Below are 17,768 nucleotides of genomic sequence, written 5' to 3'. Positions count from 1 at the left end.
GCAAATCTCTTGCCATGTGGGAGATATATCGCCAAAAAGCGGTTTTTCGCGGATTCCCTGTCATTTACGGTGCAGGATCGCCGGCCGCAGGCCGCGACTGGGGCAGGATTGCACTTCGGCAGTGCCGGGGACGTCTGCTGGTGGTGCAAATTTGTAACTAAAACGTGAATGAAATCACGCCAAATTGCCGCACGTCGTTAGCTGATAAAAATCAAAAAACAGCGATAAAAATTTTTTACGTCGCCAATTTCAATACCCCCACGATTTTCACTAACGGGCAGGGGATATGGGCTACAGACAGTTATCCACTATTCCTGTGGATAACCTTGTGTATTAGAGTTAGAAAACCTGTCACAGGCGAGAGAAGACGCGGCCTGCGCCTGAATTGGTGCGAAACGCGGCTTTTTATTTTTATTAAAATTTATCAATGCGTTGGATAAAATCAATGGCTGTAAGATAAGTGTCATCCACGGTCACGAAACTTTCATTACGTCTCTTGACAATGTTAAAAAAGGAAAAGTTTTGGGGATAACCACAACCGGCAGCGTTTTTCGCCTGCCAGCGGCACCCTTGCGCCGATAAGCTGCGGTCAGCGAAGCGGTAGCACAAACGCGCTAACATGGTACTGTTCTTTTATCCAGTATTTATGGCTGGAAAATTCCGCTGTGGCGAGTAGAATTGATCCTCTGCCATTTCCCACCGACCGGATCACCATCAATGAGTAAAACGTTCAAACTGCATTCCGCTTTCCGCCCCTCCGGCGATCAGCCCGATGCCATCCGGCGTCTTGAAGAGGGGCTGGAGGATGGTCTGGCCCATCAGACGCTGCTCGGGGTGACCGGTTCCGGGAAAACCTTCACTATCGCCAACGTCATTGCCGACCTGCAGCGGCCGACGATGGTGCTGGCGCCGAACAAAACCCTGGCGGCGCAGCTCTACGGCGAGATGAAAGAGTTCTTCCCCGAAAACGCGGTGGAGTACTTCGTCTCTTACTACGACTACTATCAGCCGGAGGCCTACGTCCCCAGTTCGGATACCTTTATCGAGAAAGACGCCTCGGTTAACGAGCACATCGAGCAGATGCGCCTGTCGGCCACAAAGGCGCTGCTTGAGCGGCGCGACGTTATCGTGGTCGCCTCGGTGTCCGCCATCTACGGTCTCGGCGATCCGGATCTCTATCTCAAGATGATGCTGCACCTGACGGTCGGCATGCTGATTGACCAGCGCTCGATCCTGCGGCGGCTGGCGGAGCTGCAGTACGCCCGCAACGATCAGGCCTTCCAGCGCGGCACCTTCCGGGTACGCGGCGAAGTGATCGACATCTTCCCGGCGGAGTCCGACGACATCGCCCTGCGCGTTGAGCTGTTTGACGAGGAGGTGGAGCGGCTGTCGCTGTTTGATCCGCTGACCGGCCACGTTGAGTCCACAATCCAGCGCTTTACCGTTTATCCTAAGACCCACTACGTCACCCCGCGCGAGCGTATCCTGCAGGCGATGGAGGAGATCAAACAGGAGCTGGTGGGGCGGCGCAAAACGCTGATGGACAACAACAAGCTGCTGGAAGAGCAGCGCCTGACCCAGCGCACCCAGTTTGACCTGGAGATGATGAATGAGCTGGGCTACTGCTCCGGCATCGAAAACTACTCCCGCTATCTCTCCGGGCGCGGGCCCGGCGAGCCGCCGCCGACCCTGTTTGACTATCTCCCCGCCGACGGCCTGCTGGTGGTGGACGAGTCCCACGTCACCATTCCGCAGATTGGCGGCATGTATCGCGGCGACCGGGCGCGCAAAGAGACGCTGGTGGAGTACGGCTTCCGCCTGCCGTCGGCGCTCGACAACCGGCCGCTGAAGTTTGAAGAGTTTGAGTCGCTGGCGCCGCAGACCATCTACGTCTCGGCGACGCCCGGCAACTACGAGCTGGAGAAGTCCGGCGATGAAGTCGTCGATCAGGTGGTGCGCCCGACGGGTCTGCTTGACCCGATTATCGAAGTGCGCCCGGTGGCGACCCAGGTGGACGATCTGCTCTCCGAGATCCGCGCCAGGGCGCAGATTAACGAGCGCGTGCTGGTGACCACGCTCACTAAACGGATGGCGGAAGATCTCACCGAATACCTGGAAGAGCACGGCGAACGGGTGCGCTACCTGCACTCGGATATCGATACCGTCGAGCGCATGGAGATCATCCGCGATCTGCGCCTCGGCGAGTTCGACGTGCTGGTGGGCATCAACCTGCTTCGGGAGGGCCTCGACATGCCGGAAGTCTCGCTGGTGGCGATTCTGGATGCCGACAAAGAGGGCTTCCTGCGCTCCGAGCGATCGCTTATCCAGACCATCGGCCGCGCGGCGCGCAACGTCAACGGCAAGGCTATCCTTTACGGCGATAAAATCACCCCGTCGATGGCGAAGGCCATCGGCGAAACCGAGCGCCGCCGCGAGAAGCAGCAGGCCTACAACGAAGAGCACGGCATCGTGCCGCAGGGGCTGAATAAGAAGGTGGTCGATATCCTCGCGCTGGGCGAGGGGCTGGCGAAGACCAGGGCCAAAGGACGCGGCAGGTCGAAGTCTACCGGGCAGTCAGAGGCCGCCGAGCTGGGGCTGACGCCAAAGGCGCTGGAGCAGAAGATCCACGCGCTCGAAGCGCAGATGATGCAGCACGCCCGCGATCTCGAATTCGAGGAGGCGGCGCAGGTGCGCGACCAGCTGCAGCAGCTGCGGCAGCTGTTTATTGCCGCATCGTAATCGCCAATGTGGCCGCTTATCCGGCCGGGCCCTGGCGCCGCCCTCCGTCGGGCTGCGCTGCGCTTGCCCGACCTACAGCTGGATTGATCTCTTCCGTAGGCCCGCGCAGCGCAGCGCCGTCGGGCATTCACCGCGCTCTCCCGGCCTTAAGATTCTGTTAATTTTTACCTGTGAAACTCTGCTGATTGAATCACGAGAGTTCCATGAATAAGCAAAACGCTCATCAGTATTTGGCCGTTGCCGGCGCTTTTTTGATCATTGTCGCCTTCCGCCACGCCAGGGGGCTGAGCTACTGATACTCCGCACTACGGCTCCGGCGCGCGGGAGCTGACCACGCCTTTAGACCTGGCCCCCGGCCTGCGGTTGTGCAGGAACAACTGCGCGTCGTGTAGCAGGCCGCTCCGCGTGGCGATATTCCGCCCCTGGCTGACGCCGTTCATCCGCAAAAATGCCTTACTGAGCTTGCCGCTTTTCGACTTATCACTCCCCGGGCCCGCAGTAGAACCGTCCACTTTTCTTACTGCAAATATATTAATAGTAGGTTACAAACATATTTACTTTTCCTGTTACCGGGCCTGCGTAATTAGTTCCATCGCGGGTGATTGTGCTGCGTTGAACAAAACGCGCACCAAATCTGGCTACGGATTGACTGTTAAAACTCTCATCAGAAGGGTTAGTTGTGCCATGCGATCCTGTATTCGTTTTATAAGTGTCAGGGCTTTCGCTTGGGCTATTTACATTTATACGGCTACCGTTGTAGCTCATTTCAATTTCAAGTCCATCTATTTTACTTCCTTCGAGGTTATCGTAAACACTGATGTTATTATTTGTCAACGGGGCGTTACCAGTATCCTGAAAACTGAAGTTAACATTGTTTACTTTACCTGAACACTCCAGTCTGAGATCAATAAGCTCCTCCTGACCATAGGTGGGAAAGCTATTTGGGTGTTCATTCTTATTGCCACTATTCCACAGCCCTAAATTGATAGCATAATCAGTTGCGCCCCTTAAGCGGCAGGCAGGGGCAACCAGCGTAATGCCTCCTGAACCAAATAGCGAGCCGATATCTAATACGCCGGAATTGAGCAAAGTATAAGGCGATTCTCCAGACTCTGCATAGTCAGAGTGCCGGAACTCATAATGAAGACTGCCTTTATTTTCCAGAGAAAGCGCCTCTGAAGGCAAGATATTACCTATTTTGATAAGCTCCCCACGTAAAGAATATACAATTCTATGGCAGCTGTCTTTATAGCTATAGTCGTAAGTAGAGCCTGTTGAAATATAGGGTGCGAAATTTGCAAGGGTGTTGAAATTATTGTGTAGGGTAGATGCTGGGTATTCAATATCGCTTTTGACATCCTCTTCAGTGATGGTTTGTAGACGAGTTAGTGGTCTGGTAGATAGGGCTGATTGGCAATTGCCAATGTTAGCTTTTATATATAATTTTAGATAAACCCCAGGGTTATTAGTTGAGAAATATTCGCCAGTAAATCCGCGAAGAGAAATCAGAATGCTTGGGCCTCCAGTTGTAAATAAACTGGATGTTGAATACGTGTTGGTTTGACAGGTTTGCGATACCTGTAACATAGTACCTAAATCATACAAGACTGAATTATCAGGCAGTTGATTATCGGCTATCAGCGTCTTTTTCAAAGACAGATTTCTGTAACCCGTAAAATCAATAGAACAGCCACCTTGAGCTGATGAACCATCAGGCCATTGAGGATATGAGTTTGTATTCACTGTGACAGCCGGAATGTACTGACTCCATGCGCTGATTATTACCGCAAGCGCAATCGTCGACAGTCTGCTTTTCATAGGTTAACCTCAGTTGTCAGAACTTCTGTTTCACCGCCGTAATCGTTGACTGCACTATAGGTAAGAGTGGCCGATTTACCTTGCAGACTCACAGGTACCAAGTACTTCTGAGTGCTCATTGGCGCAGCCATTTCCGTCTTATCATTAAGAGTGATACTTTTTTGACCACTATTTTTTAGCTCCAGTTTGCCGAAGCTAACATGGTATGGAGTGGGATTCCTGACTTTAAGCCAAACATTTTTCCCATTGCGCTCAACTGTCCATTTAAGCATTTTTATGGCCTTTGCCGCATCAGCGCCATTGAGCCCTTGCGGACGTACAAACACTTTCAACCTACTGCGTATAGCTATGACAAGTTTATTTGCTGCATTATTTTTTGCTTTTGGTGGGATTTCCTGTATTGATAGCCAGTAGACCGATTCCCGGTCTTGAGGGAGATCTATAGGTAACACCACCAGCCGCAGCTTACCCTCCTGCCTGGCACCAATTTTCATCATGGGTGGTGTCAGCACCAGAGGTAAAGAGTCCTCATTGCCTTTGGTATCTTCAAGCCATGACTGAATGAGGTAGTTTTCCGTACTTTCATTAATAATATCAACCGACGTTTCTTTATTTTCTGCATATGCTACCACGCGTGTTAATTTGGGGCGGACGGCACTCCAGGCGTTTGATGAAAACATTATCGCTGCCAGGATAAAGATAATGAGCTTCGTTGGCTTACATTCCTTTGTGATTATTGAAAACATGTTTTCATTTCCTTTGGATTATATGAAATATGGATTTTTTGATTTATTTATTTGTCTAGCGACACTCTACGGCAGTCCTTATATACCATGAACTCTCCAGTTGGCTTTCCGATAATTTGGGAAGCGTGAACTGACACCGGGACTTCTGACCCCAGGAGACAACCAGCGTTTCATCGCGGCTGGCATCCAGGCCAGTCAGATAGGTCAGGCCATTATTTCCTACGATACCGGCTTCTTCGTGCTCTCCGGCGATATGTACGCTGGCCCCGATGGGCACATCATATGGACTGTTAATCGTGACTATTGCGCGTCTTCCGACGCGGGTCGAATAGCGCAGCAATACCGCCGCACCTTCTGTGGGGACGACTTTATGACTGGACTCTTTAAGCTCAACTTTAGGTGTGTCGACCGTGTCCAGACTTACAGTGTTGTAGCGATAGGGGGTGAGGTAGTTCACGATGGCACGTCCCCAGCGATCGGTTTTGTTACCACTACCTTGTATGCTTATGCCTGCAGCACCGGGTGTTTCTACGATAGCAATAGTGTCTCCCATTCGGGGAGCTAAAATGGGGCCGCCTTTGTAAAGCACCAGCCCGCCCATAACTCCGGCAGAAAATTGATTTGAAAATTTACTGTGACTAATTGATGTGTTCAACATCGCAACATCTGAGTCATAGCTCAGAGAAGCTGCTTCCGTAAATCGCTCTTTATTATCTTTTTGTACGTTCAGGTTATACGACAGTGGGCTCCCCTGCTGGCTACCAGAGAATCCGGCGGACTGGCTGTAGCCGCCAGATGCACTGTGTATCAAATTATAATTTATTGCGTTACTGTTACGCTGCCGCTCGCCCCAGGTCAGAGGAATATTGACCCCCAAACTAAATGAGTTTTCATTACTTCCATATCCATTTTTGCTATATCTGTAGAGCATGTTTACGCTATTTTTACCTAGCATGAATCCATATCCAGCTGCAGTTGAAGTATTTTTATTTTTTGAGTCGTAATAGCGCTCCTGACTCAGTGAGATATAAAAATTACCATATTGATTCATTCCTTGATTAACATTTAGTTCAATCCGACTACGGCGGCGCTTATTCGTCAATATATACTCGTCAATGTAATCACTAGTGATTTCCCGATGATTGTTGCGTCTGTTAAATTCGGAAAATGAAAGAAAGTGTTGTGAGCGATACTGATAGCCAAGGATCCTTAATCCTGTATTAGTGTCATCAAATTGTCTGGCATACAACATTCGTAGTGCTGTTCCGTCCTGACTCTTTTTGTTGCTATTACTGGCTGTTGGTTTGTAAATGTAATGCGCTTGTGCGGCATCCAGCGAAAATGCGCCAATTTTTCCTGCGCTCCAGGCAGAACCAACTGCCAGTGACTGGTAGTGTTGTGAGCCGAGTCCGCTAGCATTAAATGTAAATCTCTCGAAACCCCGCTCAAAGCTTAAGGCACCGATGATTGTGCTATCGATATTGCTGCTATTGCGGTACTCCCCAGCTGAGAAACTATAGCGCATCGCGCCCGGACGAATCATATTGGGTAATGAAGTATATGGTACGGTGAATTTTTGCTCGCTACCGTCGGCTTCTTCAACGGTCACCTCCAGATCGGCTCCTGTTTGCCCTGAGTAGATATCATCAATGGCGAACGGACCGGGAGTAAGAGTTCGGCTGTAAATGATGTGGCCAAGCTGTCGTACGATGAGGCGGGCATTGGTGCGCGCAGTCCCTCTTATCACCGGGGCATAGGTAAACTGGGATTCCAGCGTCATACGTTCATTGGTACGCATCGTGATGCCGCGTAGCGGGAGCACTCCCATAATGTTGCTGGGCGTATAGGTATAGATATCCCCGGCAGATACTCTTGTTCTCAGTGCCGCAATATTGCTCTCGACATAAAGTCGGTCGTGATTCTTTTTCCAGCCACCCTGTGCATTTTTATTGAATGTATCAAAGCTGTAAAGCCGCCAAGGGCCCATACTTGCCGTGCTGTTAAGGCTTAAAAATGCACTGTTATTAGTATTGCGGCCGCTATTATTGTGGTGAGACGCCTTATGTTGCGTATGGTAAAAATAGCTGCTGTAAGAGGTTCTCAGAGAAGGCGTTCCATCATTCCACTCATTGGGGGCAATTACTTGAAAGCGCTGGTAGTTCACCGCTTCCTGTGGAACGGTGATTCGCAGCTGCTGATGAGCATCGTCATATGATATTTGTGCCGCAGGGATGCGTTGTTCAAGTACATCACAAACGGTAATTCCTGATACATCATCTTTCTTAACCGAAGTCAGCCAGTCTTTATAAAGCTCGGTTTTGATTCCAATATCGTTAAGTAAGCGACGATGAAGGCACGGGATTACCCGTTGCTGTTGCTCGCTAACAACAAAATTAACATTGTAAATGTCGGCAGTGCGGTTATTAACAATGATTTCAACGCGCTTTAGACCAGGGGTAAGAGCGTTTGTATAGCGAAATATATCTGGTGAGGCTCCCTTTTTATCTTTACGTAGGAAAATACTCTCAAACTCACTATCGTTTTCCTCAGCGCATAATTTCTCAGAGAATAGAAATAATGCTGAGGCTATAATAATGATTAGCCCGATCCTATCGGCTATAATAACACTGAACATTACCATTCCATTAGTATTTGGTGATTTGCGGCAGAGAGTCGACCGCCGCAATTAGCATTAACTATCAAAAATAGGATATAACGAAGTCGGCCACCCCAGTGATATTACCTGGTTGTACGTTAGTTGAAAGGGATTTATACGCAGCCTTGTAGTTCAGAGTAATTGGTCCCTCTGATTCTGGTAAAGCGGTTCCCGGATCAACATTGGTTCCGCCGTTAAGATCCACTTGTGTAGTGCCATCCTCGCGCATTATCGCAATCGCAACATCGGATGCTGGAGATGTCATTGCGATATTAGCCATTACATTTGCATCATTAGACGGCGAACTGGCAGTTGTAAATAATACCCGTACATTGTTTAGCCCCGCTACAGCTTCACATCCGGTTAACAGAATAGAAAACGGCGTCTGACCTACGTAGGTCCCTGCTTTAGCGCTTAGTGTTGCTGCTGTGACGGGAGGTAAGGTTAACGTAGCTGAAACAGATGGACCAGATTCAAGTTTATCAGCCATCACGGATGTGGTCGCAGAGCAGGCTGAGTCTGTTACCGTTCCATTAAATGTAATAGTGCCATCCGCAGCATTAGCGATAGTGTTGCCAAACATTATCATGATAGTCGAAGCCAGAAGCTGATTTTTAAAATGCATTGTAAGTCCCTTTTTTTAAACAGATGACAGATAGAGCGCTGTCGTCAACGTTATGGTCATACTAATTATGTTCAGGAGAGATCAGTATTCATTAGATTTTCTTGTTACTGACTGAATATAGTCGGTAACTCAAAATTGAAAATAAGTGATGAGATACCTATCAACAGGTCAATGATAACATTCAGTGGGAATGGTTGACAACATACGAGGAGATCGTATGTCTGGCTTAAATTTAAAATTAACAGTGTGATGGCTAGGAAAAAATAATTATATAAGTTTACATAAATATAAACAAGTCATTTTTAGTGGCTAGTCAATTATGTTAAATGTTGACATAACAATTAGTTAGTTATCTCCTTTATGTTGATAAATATACAAAGTAAATAATTTGATGCTTTTTTGTTAAGTTATATGATGTGTTTTTTTTAATTTAAATCAATCAATCTGTATAGATTTAATTGATTTAAACGATCAGTTTTTAAGTCATGTCGCATATTGTGGGGCGTGCGGATAGTACATTATTATTAGTTATAGGATGGTGTTTTAGACCATTTATCTTAGTTATCTTATAAATATATTGATAATAGAAGATAGACTATTAATAACAGAGTTTATAATATGTATTAGCGCAATTTTTGGCGGGGAGGGCGGATTTAACCATTAAATGCAAAGCAAAGTGGGGTAACCGCCACAGCACACCCTTTCTGAGTTGACAGGTTTTGCGCTGAATCTGAATAAATCACTCAAGCGTCTCGCGCAGCGCCGCCGGGCATTCACCGCGCTCTCCCGGCCTTAAGATTCTGTTAATGTTTGCCTGCGATACTCTGCTGATGACATCAGGAGAGTTTCATGAACAAACAAAGCGTTATGCAGTATCTGGCCATCGTCTGCTCTTTTCTGACCATCGTGGCCTTCTTCCACGCCTGGGTACTGACCTACTGATCCCCCGCGCTACGCCTCGGGCGCGCGAAAGCGGATCCACGCCTTCAGGCCGGGGCCCGGCCTGCGGTTATGCAGGAATAGCTGCGCATCGTGCAGCTGGGCGATGCGCGTGACGATACTCAGCCCCAGCCCGACGCCGCCGTAGCCGCTGTCCATCCGTACAAACGCCTTGCTGAGCTCGCCGCTTTTTGCTTCGTCAATCCCCGGCCCTTCGTCCTCTACGGCCAGAATTCCCGCGCCCGTACTGACGGTGATGACCGAATCCGGCGGGGCGTAGCGGTGCGCGTTTTCCACCAGGTTGCGCAGCACCACCCGCAGCAGCGTAGCGTCTCCGGCGACGGGCGTCTCCGGCTCCGATACCTTCAGAAGCAGGGTCTGCCCGCGCTGGCGCAGCATTGCCTCCAGCTCCTCGCGCAGCGGCTGGACCACGCTCTCCGCCAGCGCTACCTGCTGGTAGCTGCCGGCGGAAAATGACTGGGCGACGCGAGCGAGCTGCAGCAGTTGGGTAAGGCTGAGGGTCATCTGATCGAGGCGCTGGAGCAGCGGCTCGACGGCGACGCTGTGGGTCTTTGCCAGCAGCTCAAGGTGTAGGCGCAGCCCGGCGAGCGGCGTGCGCAGCTCGTGGGCGACGTCGGCAGTAAACAGCCGCTCCCGCTCCAGAGTCTGGTTGAGCCGCTCTACCAGATGGTTGATAGCGCCGGTGACCGCATCAACTTCGCTTACCGAGCCGGCGAGCGCAATGGGCTGCAGGTTATCGGGCGTGCGGGCGTCAAGTTCGCGCTGCAGCGTCAGCAGCGGTCGGGTAATACGGTTGACCGCCTGCAGGCAGAGCCACAGCGCCAGGCCAACGATCAGCAGGCTGGGGATAAGCAGGCTGGCGACGGCTTCGTGCACCTCCCGGCGGATGTGGTTGTGGTTGTTGCGCCCCTCCACCACGCTCTCTACCAGCAGCTGGATCTGCTCTTTGCTCTCGTGCCACAGCCAGAACACGCTGACCACCTGGCAGATGATAAGGATCAGGGCGATGGTCAGCAGCAGCTGGCGGCGCAGGGTCCAGTTGAGGCGGCGGAAGACCAGGTTCATTCGGCCTGTCCGCCGGGCTTCAGCAGCTGATAGCCGAAGCCGCGCACCGTGCGGATGCGCGCCTTGCCGACTTTCTCGCGCAGATTATGGATGTGGACTTCCAGCGAATTAGTCGCCGGCTCGTTGTCCCAGCTGTAGATATCGTTAAACAGGATCTCGCGGTGTACCGGACTGCCCGCCTTGGCCATCAGCCGCGAGAGGAGGGCATACTCCTTCGGCGTCAGATCGAGCGGCTCGGCGTCGAGCCACACCTGGCGCCGGGTGAGGTTGAGGCGCAGATTATCGACGGTTATCTCGCTATCGCCCCGATTGTGATGGCGGCGCATCAGGGCGCGCACCCGGGCATTGAGCTCCTCCAGCGCGAAGGGCTTGATCAGATAGTCGTCCGCGCCGGTATCCAGCCCGGCGATGCGGTCGCTGACCGTGTCCCGGGCGGTGAGGATCAGTACCGGCAGGCTCTGCTTTTCCCGGCGCAGGCGCTGCAGGAAGTGCAGGCCGTCCTCGTCAGGCAGGCCGAGATCCAGCACCATCAGGCTGTAGAGGCCGCCGGCCAGCGAAAGCGCCGCTTCCCGGGCGGTTGCCACGCCGTCGCAGACGTAGCCTTCCGCCTGCATCGCCAGCGTCAGACCCTGGCGCAGCAGGGCATCATCTTCCACCACCAGTATTTTCATTTACTCATCCCTCCGGCATGACGTCAAAATGTCATCCTGCTGATGATACTCCCGGGTGCTCACTCCGGTCAGCCCCAGCAGCGTTGAGAACAGATTATCCTGAGAGACGGCGTTATTCTGCGCCTGAGCCTTGAGGCAGCGATAATCGATTCCGTAGCGGTTGCGATAATCCTCCGACAGCCAGATAAGCAGCGGGACGTGCGTCTGCTGCTCCGGCGCGATTGACCACGGCAGCCCGTGGAGATAAACGCCGTTCTCTCCCAGCGACTCGCCGTGGTCGGAAAGATAGACCAGGCTGGTGGTAAATCTGTCCTGCTTCGCCTCCAGCAGCTTAATCGCCCTGTCGACAATATAATCGACATTAACGATGGTGTTGTCGTAGGTATTGACCAGCGCCTGCCGGGAACAGGTCTGGATCTCATTGCTGTCGCAGGTGGGGGTGAAGGTGCGCAGGTTTGCCGGGTAGCGGCGATAGTAGGTCGGGCCGTGGCTGCCGATGGTGTGCAGGACGATGATACCGTCGCCCTTCAGCCCGTCAATATACGCCTCCAGGCCGTGGAACAGCACGGCGTCATCGCATTCGCCGTCGATGCACTGGCCGGGCAGATCCAGTTGGGTCATATCCTGGTGGGGCACCCGGTCGCAGGCGCCCTTGCAGCCGCCGTCGTTTTCATTCCACAGCACCTGTATCCCGGCGCGCTGAATAACATCCAGCACCCCTTCCTGGTGGTGGGCAAGCCCCGCGTTGTAGTGCTCCCGCGGCATATTTGAGAACATGCAGGGCACCGACACCGCCGTCGAGGTACCGCAGGAGGTGGTTTTCGGGAAGTAGACCACGTCATCTTTTGCCAGGCGGGGATTGGTATCGCGCCCGTAGCCTCCCAGCGAGAAATTCTCCGCCCGCGAGGTTTCCCCCAGCACCACGATGGTCAGATTGTGGCGGGGACCGGCCTTCATCTGCGGCCGCTGCGCGGCGTCGAGACCGATGCGCACCAGCGGCAGGTTATTCAGCCGGTTGTGCACGTACCAGGAGTTAACGGCTACGATGCTGTTGGAGGGATTGAGCGACTTCACCAGCTCCTTGTTGTTGCGAAACAGCGAGGCATAGTCTTTATAGAACAGTAATGCGACCAGGACAATCAGCAGCCCGGACACGACGATGCTCCCCGCGCGCCACAGAACGCTGCGCAGGTTCAGGCGCGGCCCCCGGATGCGCAGCCACCACGCCAGCATCGCCGGCAGCAGGCCGCTCAGCAGCAGGGTCGCTATCAGCCGGGGCGAGAGCAGCGCCAGGGTTTCAGCCGGGGTTGTATCGACGATATTGTCAATCATCGATCGGTCTATCACCACGCCGTAGGCGATCATAAAGAACTGGGCGGCGGCGCTCGCCAGTATCATCAGCGTGATGACCGGACGCTCGAGCCATAAAAAGGAGGCCAGGGTGAGCACGATATTAATAACGCAGAATGCCACCAGCGGCAGGGTAGCGAACACCAGGGCAGTGTGCAGGGAGTTCACCGGCAGAAGGGCAAAAGCCTGGCGATAAAAGTGCAGATTGAGGGCCAGGGCGATATAAAGGGCAAAGAGCATTATAAAGGCGAGCTGCCCCAGAACAGGGCGACGCAGGTGCGTAAGAGACATCGTCGGGCGTCCGTGTAAAAAGGTTTTTGATAGTCGCGCTAAAACTTTAAGATAACCTTAAGAAATTAAGATTCGTTCAGCCGGGAATTTGTATCGCCCGCTCCAGCGCCTCGCGCAGCAGTCGGCGATCGTGGCGGTAGGGGATGTCGCTGGCCTCCAGCGGCGTCTGAATGACCAGCCTCTCCTCCAGGCCGCTGACGTCCTCTTTCGGGCCCACCAGCAGGGCGTCGATCACCGGTTTACCAATGTAGTGCTCCATGATGCCGATTTTATCGCGCAGGGTCAGGCCGGCGGCGGCGGGACTCAGCTCGCGGCCAAGATTGGCGATATAGACCATCGGCGCCGGCGTGCGGCGCAGGGCCTGCGCCAGCTCCGGCAGCAGCAGAATAGGCATCAGGCTGGTGTAGAAACTGCCGGGGCCGATAAGGATCAGATCCGCTTCGCCGATCGCCTGCACCCCTTCGCGGGTGGCGGGTACCGTCGGCGTCAGCATCAGCGTTTTCGGCGGCACCGCGAGTCGGTCAATATTAACCTCGCCGTGCACTTCGTGGCCCTCGTCATCAATGGCCATCAGATCCACCGGCACTTCCGACATCGGAATCAGGGCGGCATCGATTTTCAGCAGATTTCTGATTAAATTGATCGCCTCCAGGGGGCGCACGCTCAGGTGATCCAGCGCCTTCAGCATTAAGTTTCCGAGGTTATGCCCGGAAAGCTCGCCGTTACCGCTAAAACGGTACTCAAACATCGCCGATGCCACGCTCGGCTCGGCGATCAGCTGGTTAAGACAGTTGCGGGTATCGCCCCAGGCAATACCGCCTTCCGAGCGGCGAATGCGCCCGGTGGAGCCGCCGTTGTCGGTGGTGGTGACTATGCCGGTGAGCCGCGAACCGAGCGGGGCCAGCGAAGACATCACCCGGCCCAGGCCGTGGCCGCCGCCGAGGGCGACGACGCGATCGAGATCGGCAAAAGTGCGGTTGCGCATACCATTCCTTATCAGATGAACAGCCAAATCTTAGCCTAACTACCCCTAAATGACGATGCGCGGACTGCCGCAGAATGACACATATCAAAGTAAAAGCGCGAGTTTTGCGTATCCTGTAGTGAAATTGCACGATAATGTCGCTATGTATGGGTTTATATAGCGAAAGTGGAGAATGGCGAAAGCGGCCTGAACGCGCTACTATCGGCATAACCCGCTTCTCATAAAACGGAAGCTACACTCTAGCCCTGGCGCCTGTGTCTGCGGATATGGCGCCCCGGCCGTGACGAAAGTCACCAGGGTACAGGAAGAAATGACTGTGCCTCCCATACTTGGAAAGGTGTACATGGCCACACAACTTACCGACGCGTTTGCGCGCAAGTTCTACTACCTGCGCCTGTCTATCACAGACGTTTGCAACTTTCGTTGCACCTACTGCCTGCCGGACGGCTACAAGCCGGGCGGCGTCAGCAACAACGGCTTTCTCTCCGTGGATGAAGTTCGCCGCGTGACCCGCGCCTTTGCCGCGATGGGCACTGAGAAAGTGCGCCTGACCGGCGGCGAACCCTCCCTGCGCCGCGACTTCACCGACATCATCGCCGCGGTGCGCGAAAATCCGGCTATCCGCCAGATCGCGGTCACCACTAACGGCTACCGGCTGGCCCGCGACGCCCGCGCCTGGCGCAACGCCGGCCTGAGCCACGTTAACGTCAGCGTGGACAGCCTCGACGCCCGCCAGTTCCACGCCATTACCGGCCAGGACAAGTTTCGCCAGGTGATGGACGGTATCGACGCCGCCTTCGACGCCGGCTTTGAGAAGGTGAAAGTCAACACCGTGCTGATGCGCGACGTGAACCATCACCAGCTCGACACCTTCCTCGCCTGGATCCGCCCGCGGCCGATCCAACTGCGCTTTATCGAACTGATGGAGACCGGCGAGGGCAGCGAGCTGTTCCGCAGGCACCACATCTCCGGCAGCGTCCTGCGCGATGCGCTGCTGGCGCGCGGCTGGATCCACCAGCTGCGCAGCCGCAGCGACGGTCCGGCGCAGGTCTTCTGCCACCCTGACTACGCGGGTGAAATCGGCCTCATCATGCCCTACGAGAAGGATTTCTGCGCCAGCTGCAACCGGCTGCGGGTCTCTTCCGTCGGTAAACTGCACCTGTGCCTGTTCGGCGACGGCGGCGTGGAGCTGCGCGATCTGCTGGCGGACGATAGCCAGCAGTTTGCCCTCGAACAGCGTATTGCCGGCGCGCTGGCGCACAAGAAGCAGACCCACTTCCTGCACCAGGGCAATACCGGCATTACCCGGAACCTGTCATATATCGGCGGTTAACGCCACGTTAAAAGAAGGAGTTTTTGCATGAGCCAGGTCAGCGCTGAATTTATCCCGACCCGCGTTGCCGTACTTACCGTTTCCGCCCGCCGCAGCGAAGAGGACGACACTTCCGGCCACTTCCTGCGCGACGCGCTGCTGGAGGCCGGACACCAGCTGGCCGATAAGGCGATTGTGAAAGAGAACCGCTACGCTATCCGCGCGCAGGTTTCGGCGTGGATAGCCAGCGACGAGGTGCAGGTGGTGCTGATAAACGGTGGCACCGGCTTTACCGCCGGCGACCAGGTGCCGGAGGCGCTGCGGCCGCTGTTCGACCGCGAGGTCGAAGGCTTCGGCGAAGTATTCCGCATGCTCTCTTTTGAAGAGATCGGCACCTCGACGCTGCAGTCGCGCGCGATTGCCGGCGTCGCCAACGGTACGCTGATCCTCGCCATGCCGGGCTCGACCAAAGCCTGCCGCACCGCCTGGGAAAATATCATTGCGCCGCAGCTGGACGCCCGCACGCGCCCCTGCAATTTTCATCCTCATCTGAAGAAGTAAACCATGTCACAACTGACCCACATTAACGCCGCCGGCGAGGCCCACATGGTAGACGTCTCCGCCAAGGCCGAAACGGTGCGCGAAGCGCGGGCCGAGGCGTTCGTTACCATGCTGCCGGAAACGCTGGCGATGATTATCGACGGCAGCCACCACAAGGGCGACGTCTTCGCCACGGCCCGTATCGCCGGCATTCAGGCCGCTAAGCGCACCTGGGAGCTTATTCCGCTCTGCCATCCGCTGATGCTGAGCAAAGTGGAGGTCAATCTCCAGGCCCAGCCGGAGCATAGCCGGGTGCGCATTGAGTCGCTCTGCCGCCTGACCGGCAAAACCGGCGTTGAGATGGAGGCCCTTACCGCCGCGTCGGTGGCGGCGCTGACCATCTACGACATGTGTAAGGCGGTCCAGAAAGATATGGTGATTGGCCCGCTGCGCCTGCTGGCGAAAAGCGGCGGCAAATCGGGCGATTTCAGGGTGGATGAATGATTAAGGTTCTGTTTTTTGCGCAGGTGCGCGAGCTGGTGGGCACCGACAGTCTGATGCTGGCGTCGTCGCCCGATACCGTAGAGGGCCTGCGCCAGCAGCTGGCGGCGCGCGGCGACCGCTGGGCGCTGGCGCTGGAAGAGGGCAAGCTGCTGGCGGCGGTTAACCAGACGCTGGTGGAGGCAACGCATCCCATCGCCGACGGCGACGAAGTGGCGTTCTTCCCGCCGGTCACCGGAGGCTGAGATGAGCGAAACCCTGATCCGCGTCGCGCCAGACCGCTTTGACGTTGGCCGCGAGTACGGCTGGCTGGCGGCGCGCGACGAAGACGGCGCCGTCGTGACCTTTACCGGCAAAGTGCGTAACCACAATCTCGGTGACAGCGTGAAGGCGCTGACGCTCGAGCACTATCCCGGCATGACCGAGAAAGCGCTGGCTGAAATCGTTGACGAGGCCCGCGGACGCTGGCCGCTCGGGCGGGTGTCGGTCATCCACCGCATCGGCGAGATGTGGCCGGGCGAAGAGATTGTCTTCGTCGGCGTCACCAGCGCCCACCGCAGCAGCGCCTTTGAGGCCGGCGAGTTCATCATGGATTACCTGAAAACCCGCGCGCCGTTCTGGAAGCGCGAAGCCACGCCGGAGGGCGAGCGCTGGGTTGAGGCCCGCGACAGCGACCAGCAGGCCGCCGGGCGCTGGTAGCTATTCTTTTAGCCTGCTTGTGTTACGCTTAGCGATCATACACCGTTAAACAGAGGGATTGATTGTGGATCGATACACGCGTAACGACGCCATCGTGCAGGGGCGCAGCGGCCTGCAGACCTACATGGCGCAGGTCTACGGCTGGATGACCTGCGGGCTGCTTTTAACCGCCTTCGTGGCCTGGTTTGCCGTCAGGACGCCGGAGGTGATGATGTTCGTCTTCTCCAGCAAAATCACGTTCTTTGGCCTGATTATCGCCCAGCTGGCGGTGGTGTTCGTGCTCTCCGGCATGGTGCACCGCCTGAGCGCGGGGGTGGCGACGACGCTGTTTATGCTCTATTCGGCGCTCACCGGGCTGACTCTCTCCAGCATCTTCGTGGTCTATACCTACAGCTCGATTGCCAGTACCTTCGTGGTGACGGCGGGCATGTTCGGCGCCATGAGCCTGTTTGGCTATACCACTAAGCGCGACCTGAGCGGCATGGGCAAAATGCTGTTTATGGCGCTGATCGGCATTATCCTCGCATCGCTGGTGAATATCTGGCTGAAAAGCACGCCGCTGATGTGGGCGGTGACCTATATCGGCGTGGTGGTGTTTGCGGGGCTGACCGCCTACGACACGCAGAAGCTGAAGGCTATCGGCGAGCAGATTGACGTCCGCGACGCCAGCAGTCTGCGCAAATACTCGATTCTCGGGGCGCTGACGCTGTACCTCGACTTTATCAACCTGTTCCTGATGCTGCTGCGCATTATGGGCAACCGGCGCTAGAGGCGCCTGTCCCGCGCGGCGGAGCTATCGCCCGCCGCGCG

General features: G+C 54.9%; 17 protein-coding genes and 1 riboswitch. Of the genes, 7 read left to right on the top strand and 10 right to left on the bottom strand.

The window, feature by feature from the left end:
* Positions 1-414: 414 nt before the first annotated feature.
* Positions 415-621: a hypothetical protein gene (locus ENGE1_RS28500; protein WP_139212123.1), complete on the bottom strand. Its 207-nt coding sequence runs from the start codon at positions 619-621 to the stop codon at positions 415-417.
* Positions 622-717: 96 nt separating this feature from the next.
* Between ENGE1_RS28500 and uvrB the strand changes: the two genes are divergently transcribed.
* On the top strand, positions 718-2,739 hold the full coding sequence (gene uvrB / locus ENGE1_RS15775) for an excinuclease ABC subunit UvrB (RefSeq protein ID WP_048253086.1): 2,022 nt from the start codon (positions 718-720) through the stop codon (positions 2,737-2,739).
* A 305-nt stretch (positions 2,740-3,044) separates the two neighbouring features.
* Here the strand turns inward: uvrB and ENGE1_RS28495 are convergent, their stop codons facing one another.
* From ENGE1_RS28495 to yvcK, 9 genes are all read right to left on the bottom strand, one after another.
* A complete protein-coding gene (locus ENGE1_RS28495; protein WP_139212124.1) occupies positions 3,045-3,251 on the bottom strand; it encodes a hypothetical protein in 207 nt (68 codons plus the stop codon).
* A gap of 19 nt (positions 3,252-3,270) precedes the next feature.
* Positions 3,271-4,557 carry a hypothetical protein gene (locus tag ENGE1_RS28490; protein ID WP_146144438.1) on the bottom strand — a complete coding sequence of 429 codons (1,287 nt, stop codon included), beginning with the start codon at positions 4,555-4,557 and terminating at the stop codon, positions 3,271-3,273.
* Positions 4,554-5,303 carry a fimbrial biogenesis chaperone gene (locus tag ENGE1_RS15770; RefSeq protein ID WP_048253087.1) on the bottom strand — a complete coding sequence of 250 codons (750 nt, stop codon included), beginning with the start codon at positions 5,301-5,303 and terminating at the stop codon, positions 4,554-4,556. The genes ENGE1_RS28490 and ENGE1_RS15770 overlap by 4 nt, the downstream gene beginning before the upstream one ends.
* A gap of 55 nt (positions 5,304-5,358) precedes the next feature.
* Positions 5,359-7,938, bottom strand: coding sequence for a fimbria/pilus outer membrane usher protein (locus tag ENGE1_RS15765; protein WP_048253088.1), 2,580 nt, complete (start codon positions 7,936-7,938; stop codon positions 5,359-5,361).
* 64 nt (positions 7,939-8,002) lie between these two features.
* The gene (locus ENGE1_RS27065; RefSeq protein ID WP_071883416.1) at positions 8,003-8,584 is read right to left on the bottom strand and encodes a fimbrial protein; all 582 of its coding nucleotides are present in this window, start codon (positions 8,582-8,584) and stop codon (positions 8,003-8,005) included.
* Positions 8,585-9,535: 951 nt separating this feature from the next.
* The gene (pmrB, locus tag ENGE1_RS15760) at positions 9,536-10,609 is read right to left on the bottom strand and encodes a two-component system sensor histidine kinase PmrB (protein ID WP_048253089.1); all 1,074 of its coding nucleotides are present in this window, start codon (positions 10,607-10,609) and stop codon (positions 9,536-9,538) included.
* Complete coding sequence (gene pmrA, locus ENGE1_RS15755; RefSeq protein ID WP_043085059.1) at positions 10,606-11,280, bottom strand: two-component system response regulator PmrA; 675 nt, start codon at positions 11,278-11,280, stop codon at positions 10,606-10,608. The genes pmrB and pmrA overlap by 4 nt, the downstream gene beginning before the upstream one ends.
* Positions 11,281-12,921, bottom strand: coding sequence for a phosphoethanolamine transferase EptA (eptA, locus tag ENGE1_RS15750; RefSeq protein ID WP_043085058.1), 1,641 nt, complete (start codon positions 12,919-12,921; stop codon positions 11,281-11,283). It abuts the gene before it with no gap.
* Between the two features lie 76 nt (positions 12,922-12,997).
* Entirely contained in the window at positions 12,998-13,906 is a 909-nt protein-coding gene (gene yvcK / locus ENGE1_RS15745; RefSeq protein ID WP_043085057.1) for a uridine diphosphate-N-acetylglucosamine-binding protein YvcK, read from the bottom strand.
* A 223-nt stretch (positions 13,907-14,129) separates the two neighbouring features.
* Positions 14,130-14,262: riboswitch (molybdenum cofactor riboswitch) on the top strand.
* Between yvcK and moaA the strand changes: the two genes are divergently transcribed.
* The 6 genes from moaA to ENGE1_RS15715 all read left to right on the top strand — a co-directional run bounded on the left by moaA (position 14,250) and on the right by ENGE1_RS15715 (position 17,727).
* Positions 14,250-15,239 carry a GTP 3',8-cyclase MoaA gene (gene moaA, locus ENGE1_RS15740; protein WP_043086692.1) on the top strand — a complete coding sequence of 330 codons (990 nt, stop codon included), beginning with the start codon at positions 14,250-14,252 and terminating at the stop codon, positions 15,237-15,239. Its footprint overlaps the riboswitch before it by 13 nt.
* A gap of 27 nt (positions 15,240-15,266) precedes the next feature.
* Positions 15,267-15,779 (top strand): molybdenum cofactor biosynthesis protein B, encoded by a 513-nt coding sequence (moaB, locus tag ENGE1_RS15735; RefSeq protein WP_043085055.1) that lies wholly within the window; start codon positions 15,267-15,269, stop codon positions 15,777-15,779.
* Positions 15,780-15,782: 3 nt separating this feature from the next.
* Positions 15,783-16,262, top strand: coding sequence for a cyclic pyranopterin monophosphate synthase MoaC (gene moaC / locus ENGE1_RS15730; protein WP_048253090.1), 480 nt, complete (start codon positions 15,783-15,785; stop codon positions 16,260-16,262).
* Positions 16,259-16,504, top strand: a complete 246-nt coding sequence (moaD, locus tag ENGE1_RS15725) for a molybdopterin synthase sulfur carrier subunit (RefSeq protein WP_048253091.1) — start codon at positions 16,259-16,261, stop codon at positions 16,502-16,504. Before moaC ends, moaD begins: the two co-directional genes overlap by 4 nt.
* Before the next feature lies 1 nt (position 16,505).
* The gene (gene moaE / locus ENGE1_RS15720) at positions 16,506-16,958 is read left to right on the top strand and encodes a molybdopterin synthase catalytic subunit MoaE (RefSeq protein WP_043085051.1); all 453 of its coding nucleotides are present in this window, start codon (positions 16,506-16,508) and stop codon (positions 16,956-16,958) included.
* A 64-nt stretch (positions 16,959-17,022) separates the two neighbouring features.
* Complete coding sequence (locus ENGE1_RS15715) at positions 17,023-17,727, top strand: Bax inhibitor-1/YccA family protein (protein ID WP_045287046.1); 705 nt, start codon at positions 17,023-17,025, stop codon at positions 17,725-17,727.
* The last annotated feature ends 41 nt before the right edge of the window (positions 17,728-17,768 follow it).

Source organism: Pluralibacter gergoviae ATCC 33028 = NBRC 105706 (assembly GCF_001598855.1).
GTDB classification, from domain to species: domain Bacteria; phylum Pseudomonadota; class Gammaproteobacteria; order Enterobacterales; family Enterobacteriaceae; genus Pluralibacter; species Pluralibacter gergoviae.
This window is presented reverse-complemented; position numbering and strand designations above follow the sequence as displayed.

Excerpts from the sequence above, each read along its gene's own strand:
- ENGE1_RS28500 (WP_139212123.1), bottom strand. The coding sequence starts at position 621 with ATGTTAGCGCGTTTGTGCTACCGCTTCGCTGACCGCAGCTTATCGGCG.
- uvrB (WP_048253086.1), top strand. The coding sequence starts at position 718 with ATGAGTAAAACGTTCAAACTGCATTCCGCTTTCCGCCCCTCCGGCGAT.
- ENGE1_RS28490 (WP_146144438.1), bottom strand. The coding sequence starts at position 4,557 with ATGAAAAGCAGACTGTCGACGATTGCGCTTGCGGTAATAATCAGCGCA.
- ENGE1_RS15770 (WP_048253087.1), bottom strand. The coding sequence starts at position 5,303 with ATGTTTTCAATAATCACAAAGGAATGTAAGCCAACGAAGCTCATTATC.
- ENGE1_RS15765 (WP_048253088.1), bottom strand. The coding sequence starts at position 7,938 with ATGTTCAGTGTTATTATAGCCGATAGGATCGGGCTAATCATTATTATA.
- ENGE1_RS27065 (WP_071883416.1), bottom strand. The coding sequence starts at position 8,584 with ATGCATTTTAAAAATCAGCTTCTGGCTTCGACTATCATGATAATGTTT.
- pmrB (WP_048253089.1), bottom strand. The coding sequence starts at position 10,609 with ATGAACCTGGTCTTCCGCCGCCTCAACTGGACCCTGCGCCGCCAGCTG.
- pmrA (WP_043085059.1), bottom strand. The coding sequence starts at position 11,280 with ATGAAAATACTGGTGGTGGAAGATGATGCCCTGCTGCGCCAGGGTCTG.
- eptA (WP_043085058.1), bottom strand. The coding sequence starts at position 12,921 with ATGTCTCTTACGCACCTGCGTCGCCCTGTTCTGGGGCAGCTCGCCTTT.
- yvcK (WP_043085057.1), bottom strand. The coding sequence starts at position 13,906 with ATGCGCAACCGCACTTTTGCCGATCTCGATCGCGTCGTCGCCCTCGGC.
- moaA (WP_043086692.1), top strand. The coding sequence starts at position 14,250 with ATGGCCACACAACTTACCGACGCGTTTGCGCGCAAGTTCTACTACCTG.
- moaB (WP_043085055.1), top strand. The coding sequence starts at position 15,267 with ATGAGCCAGGTCAGCGCTGAATTTATCCCGACCCGCGTTGCCGTACTT.
- moaC (WP_048253090.1), top strand. The coding sequence starts at position 15,783 with ATGTCACAACTGACCCACATTAACGCCGCCGGCGAGGCCCACATGGTA.
- moaD (WP_048253091.1), top strand. The coding sequence starts at position 16,259 with ATGATTAAGGTTCTGTTTTTTGCGCAGGTGCGCGAGCTGGTGGGCACC.
- moaE (WP_043085051.1), top strand. The coding sequence starts at position 16,506 with ATGAGCGAAACCCTGATCCGCGTCGCGCCAGACCGCTTTGACGTTGGC.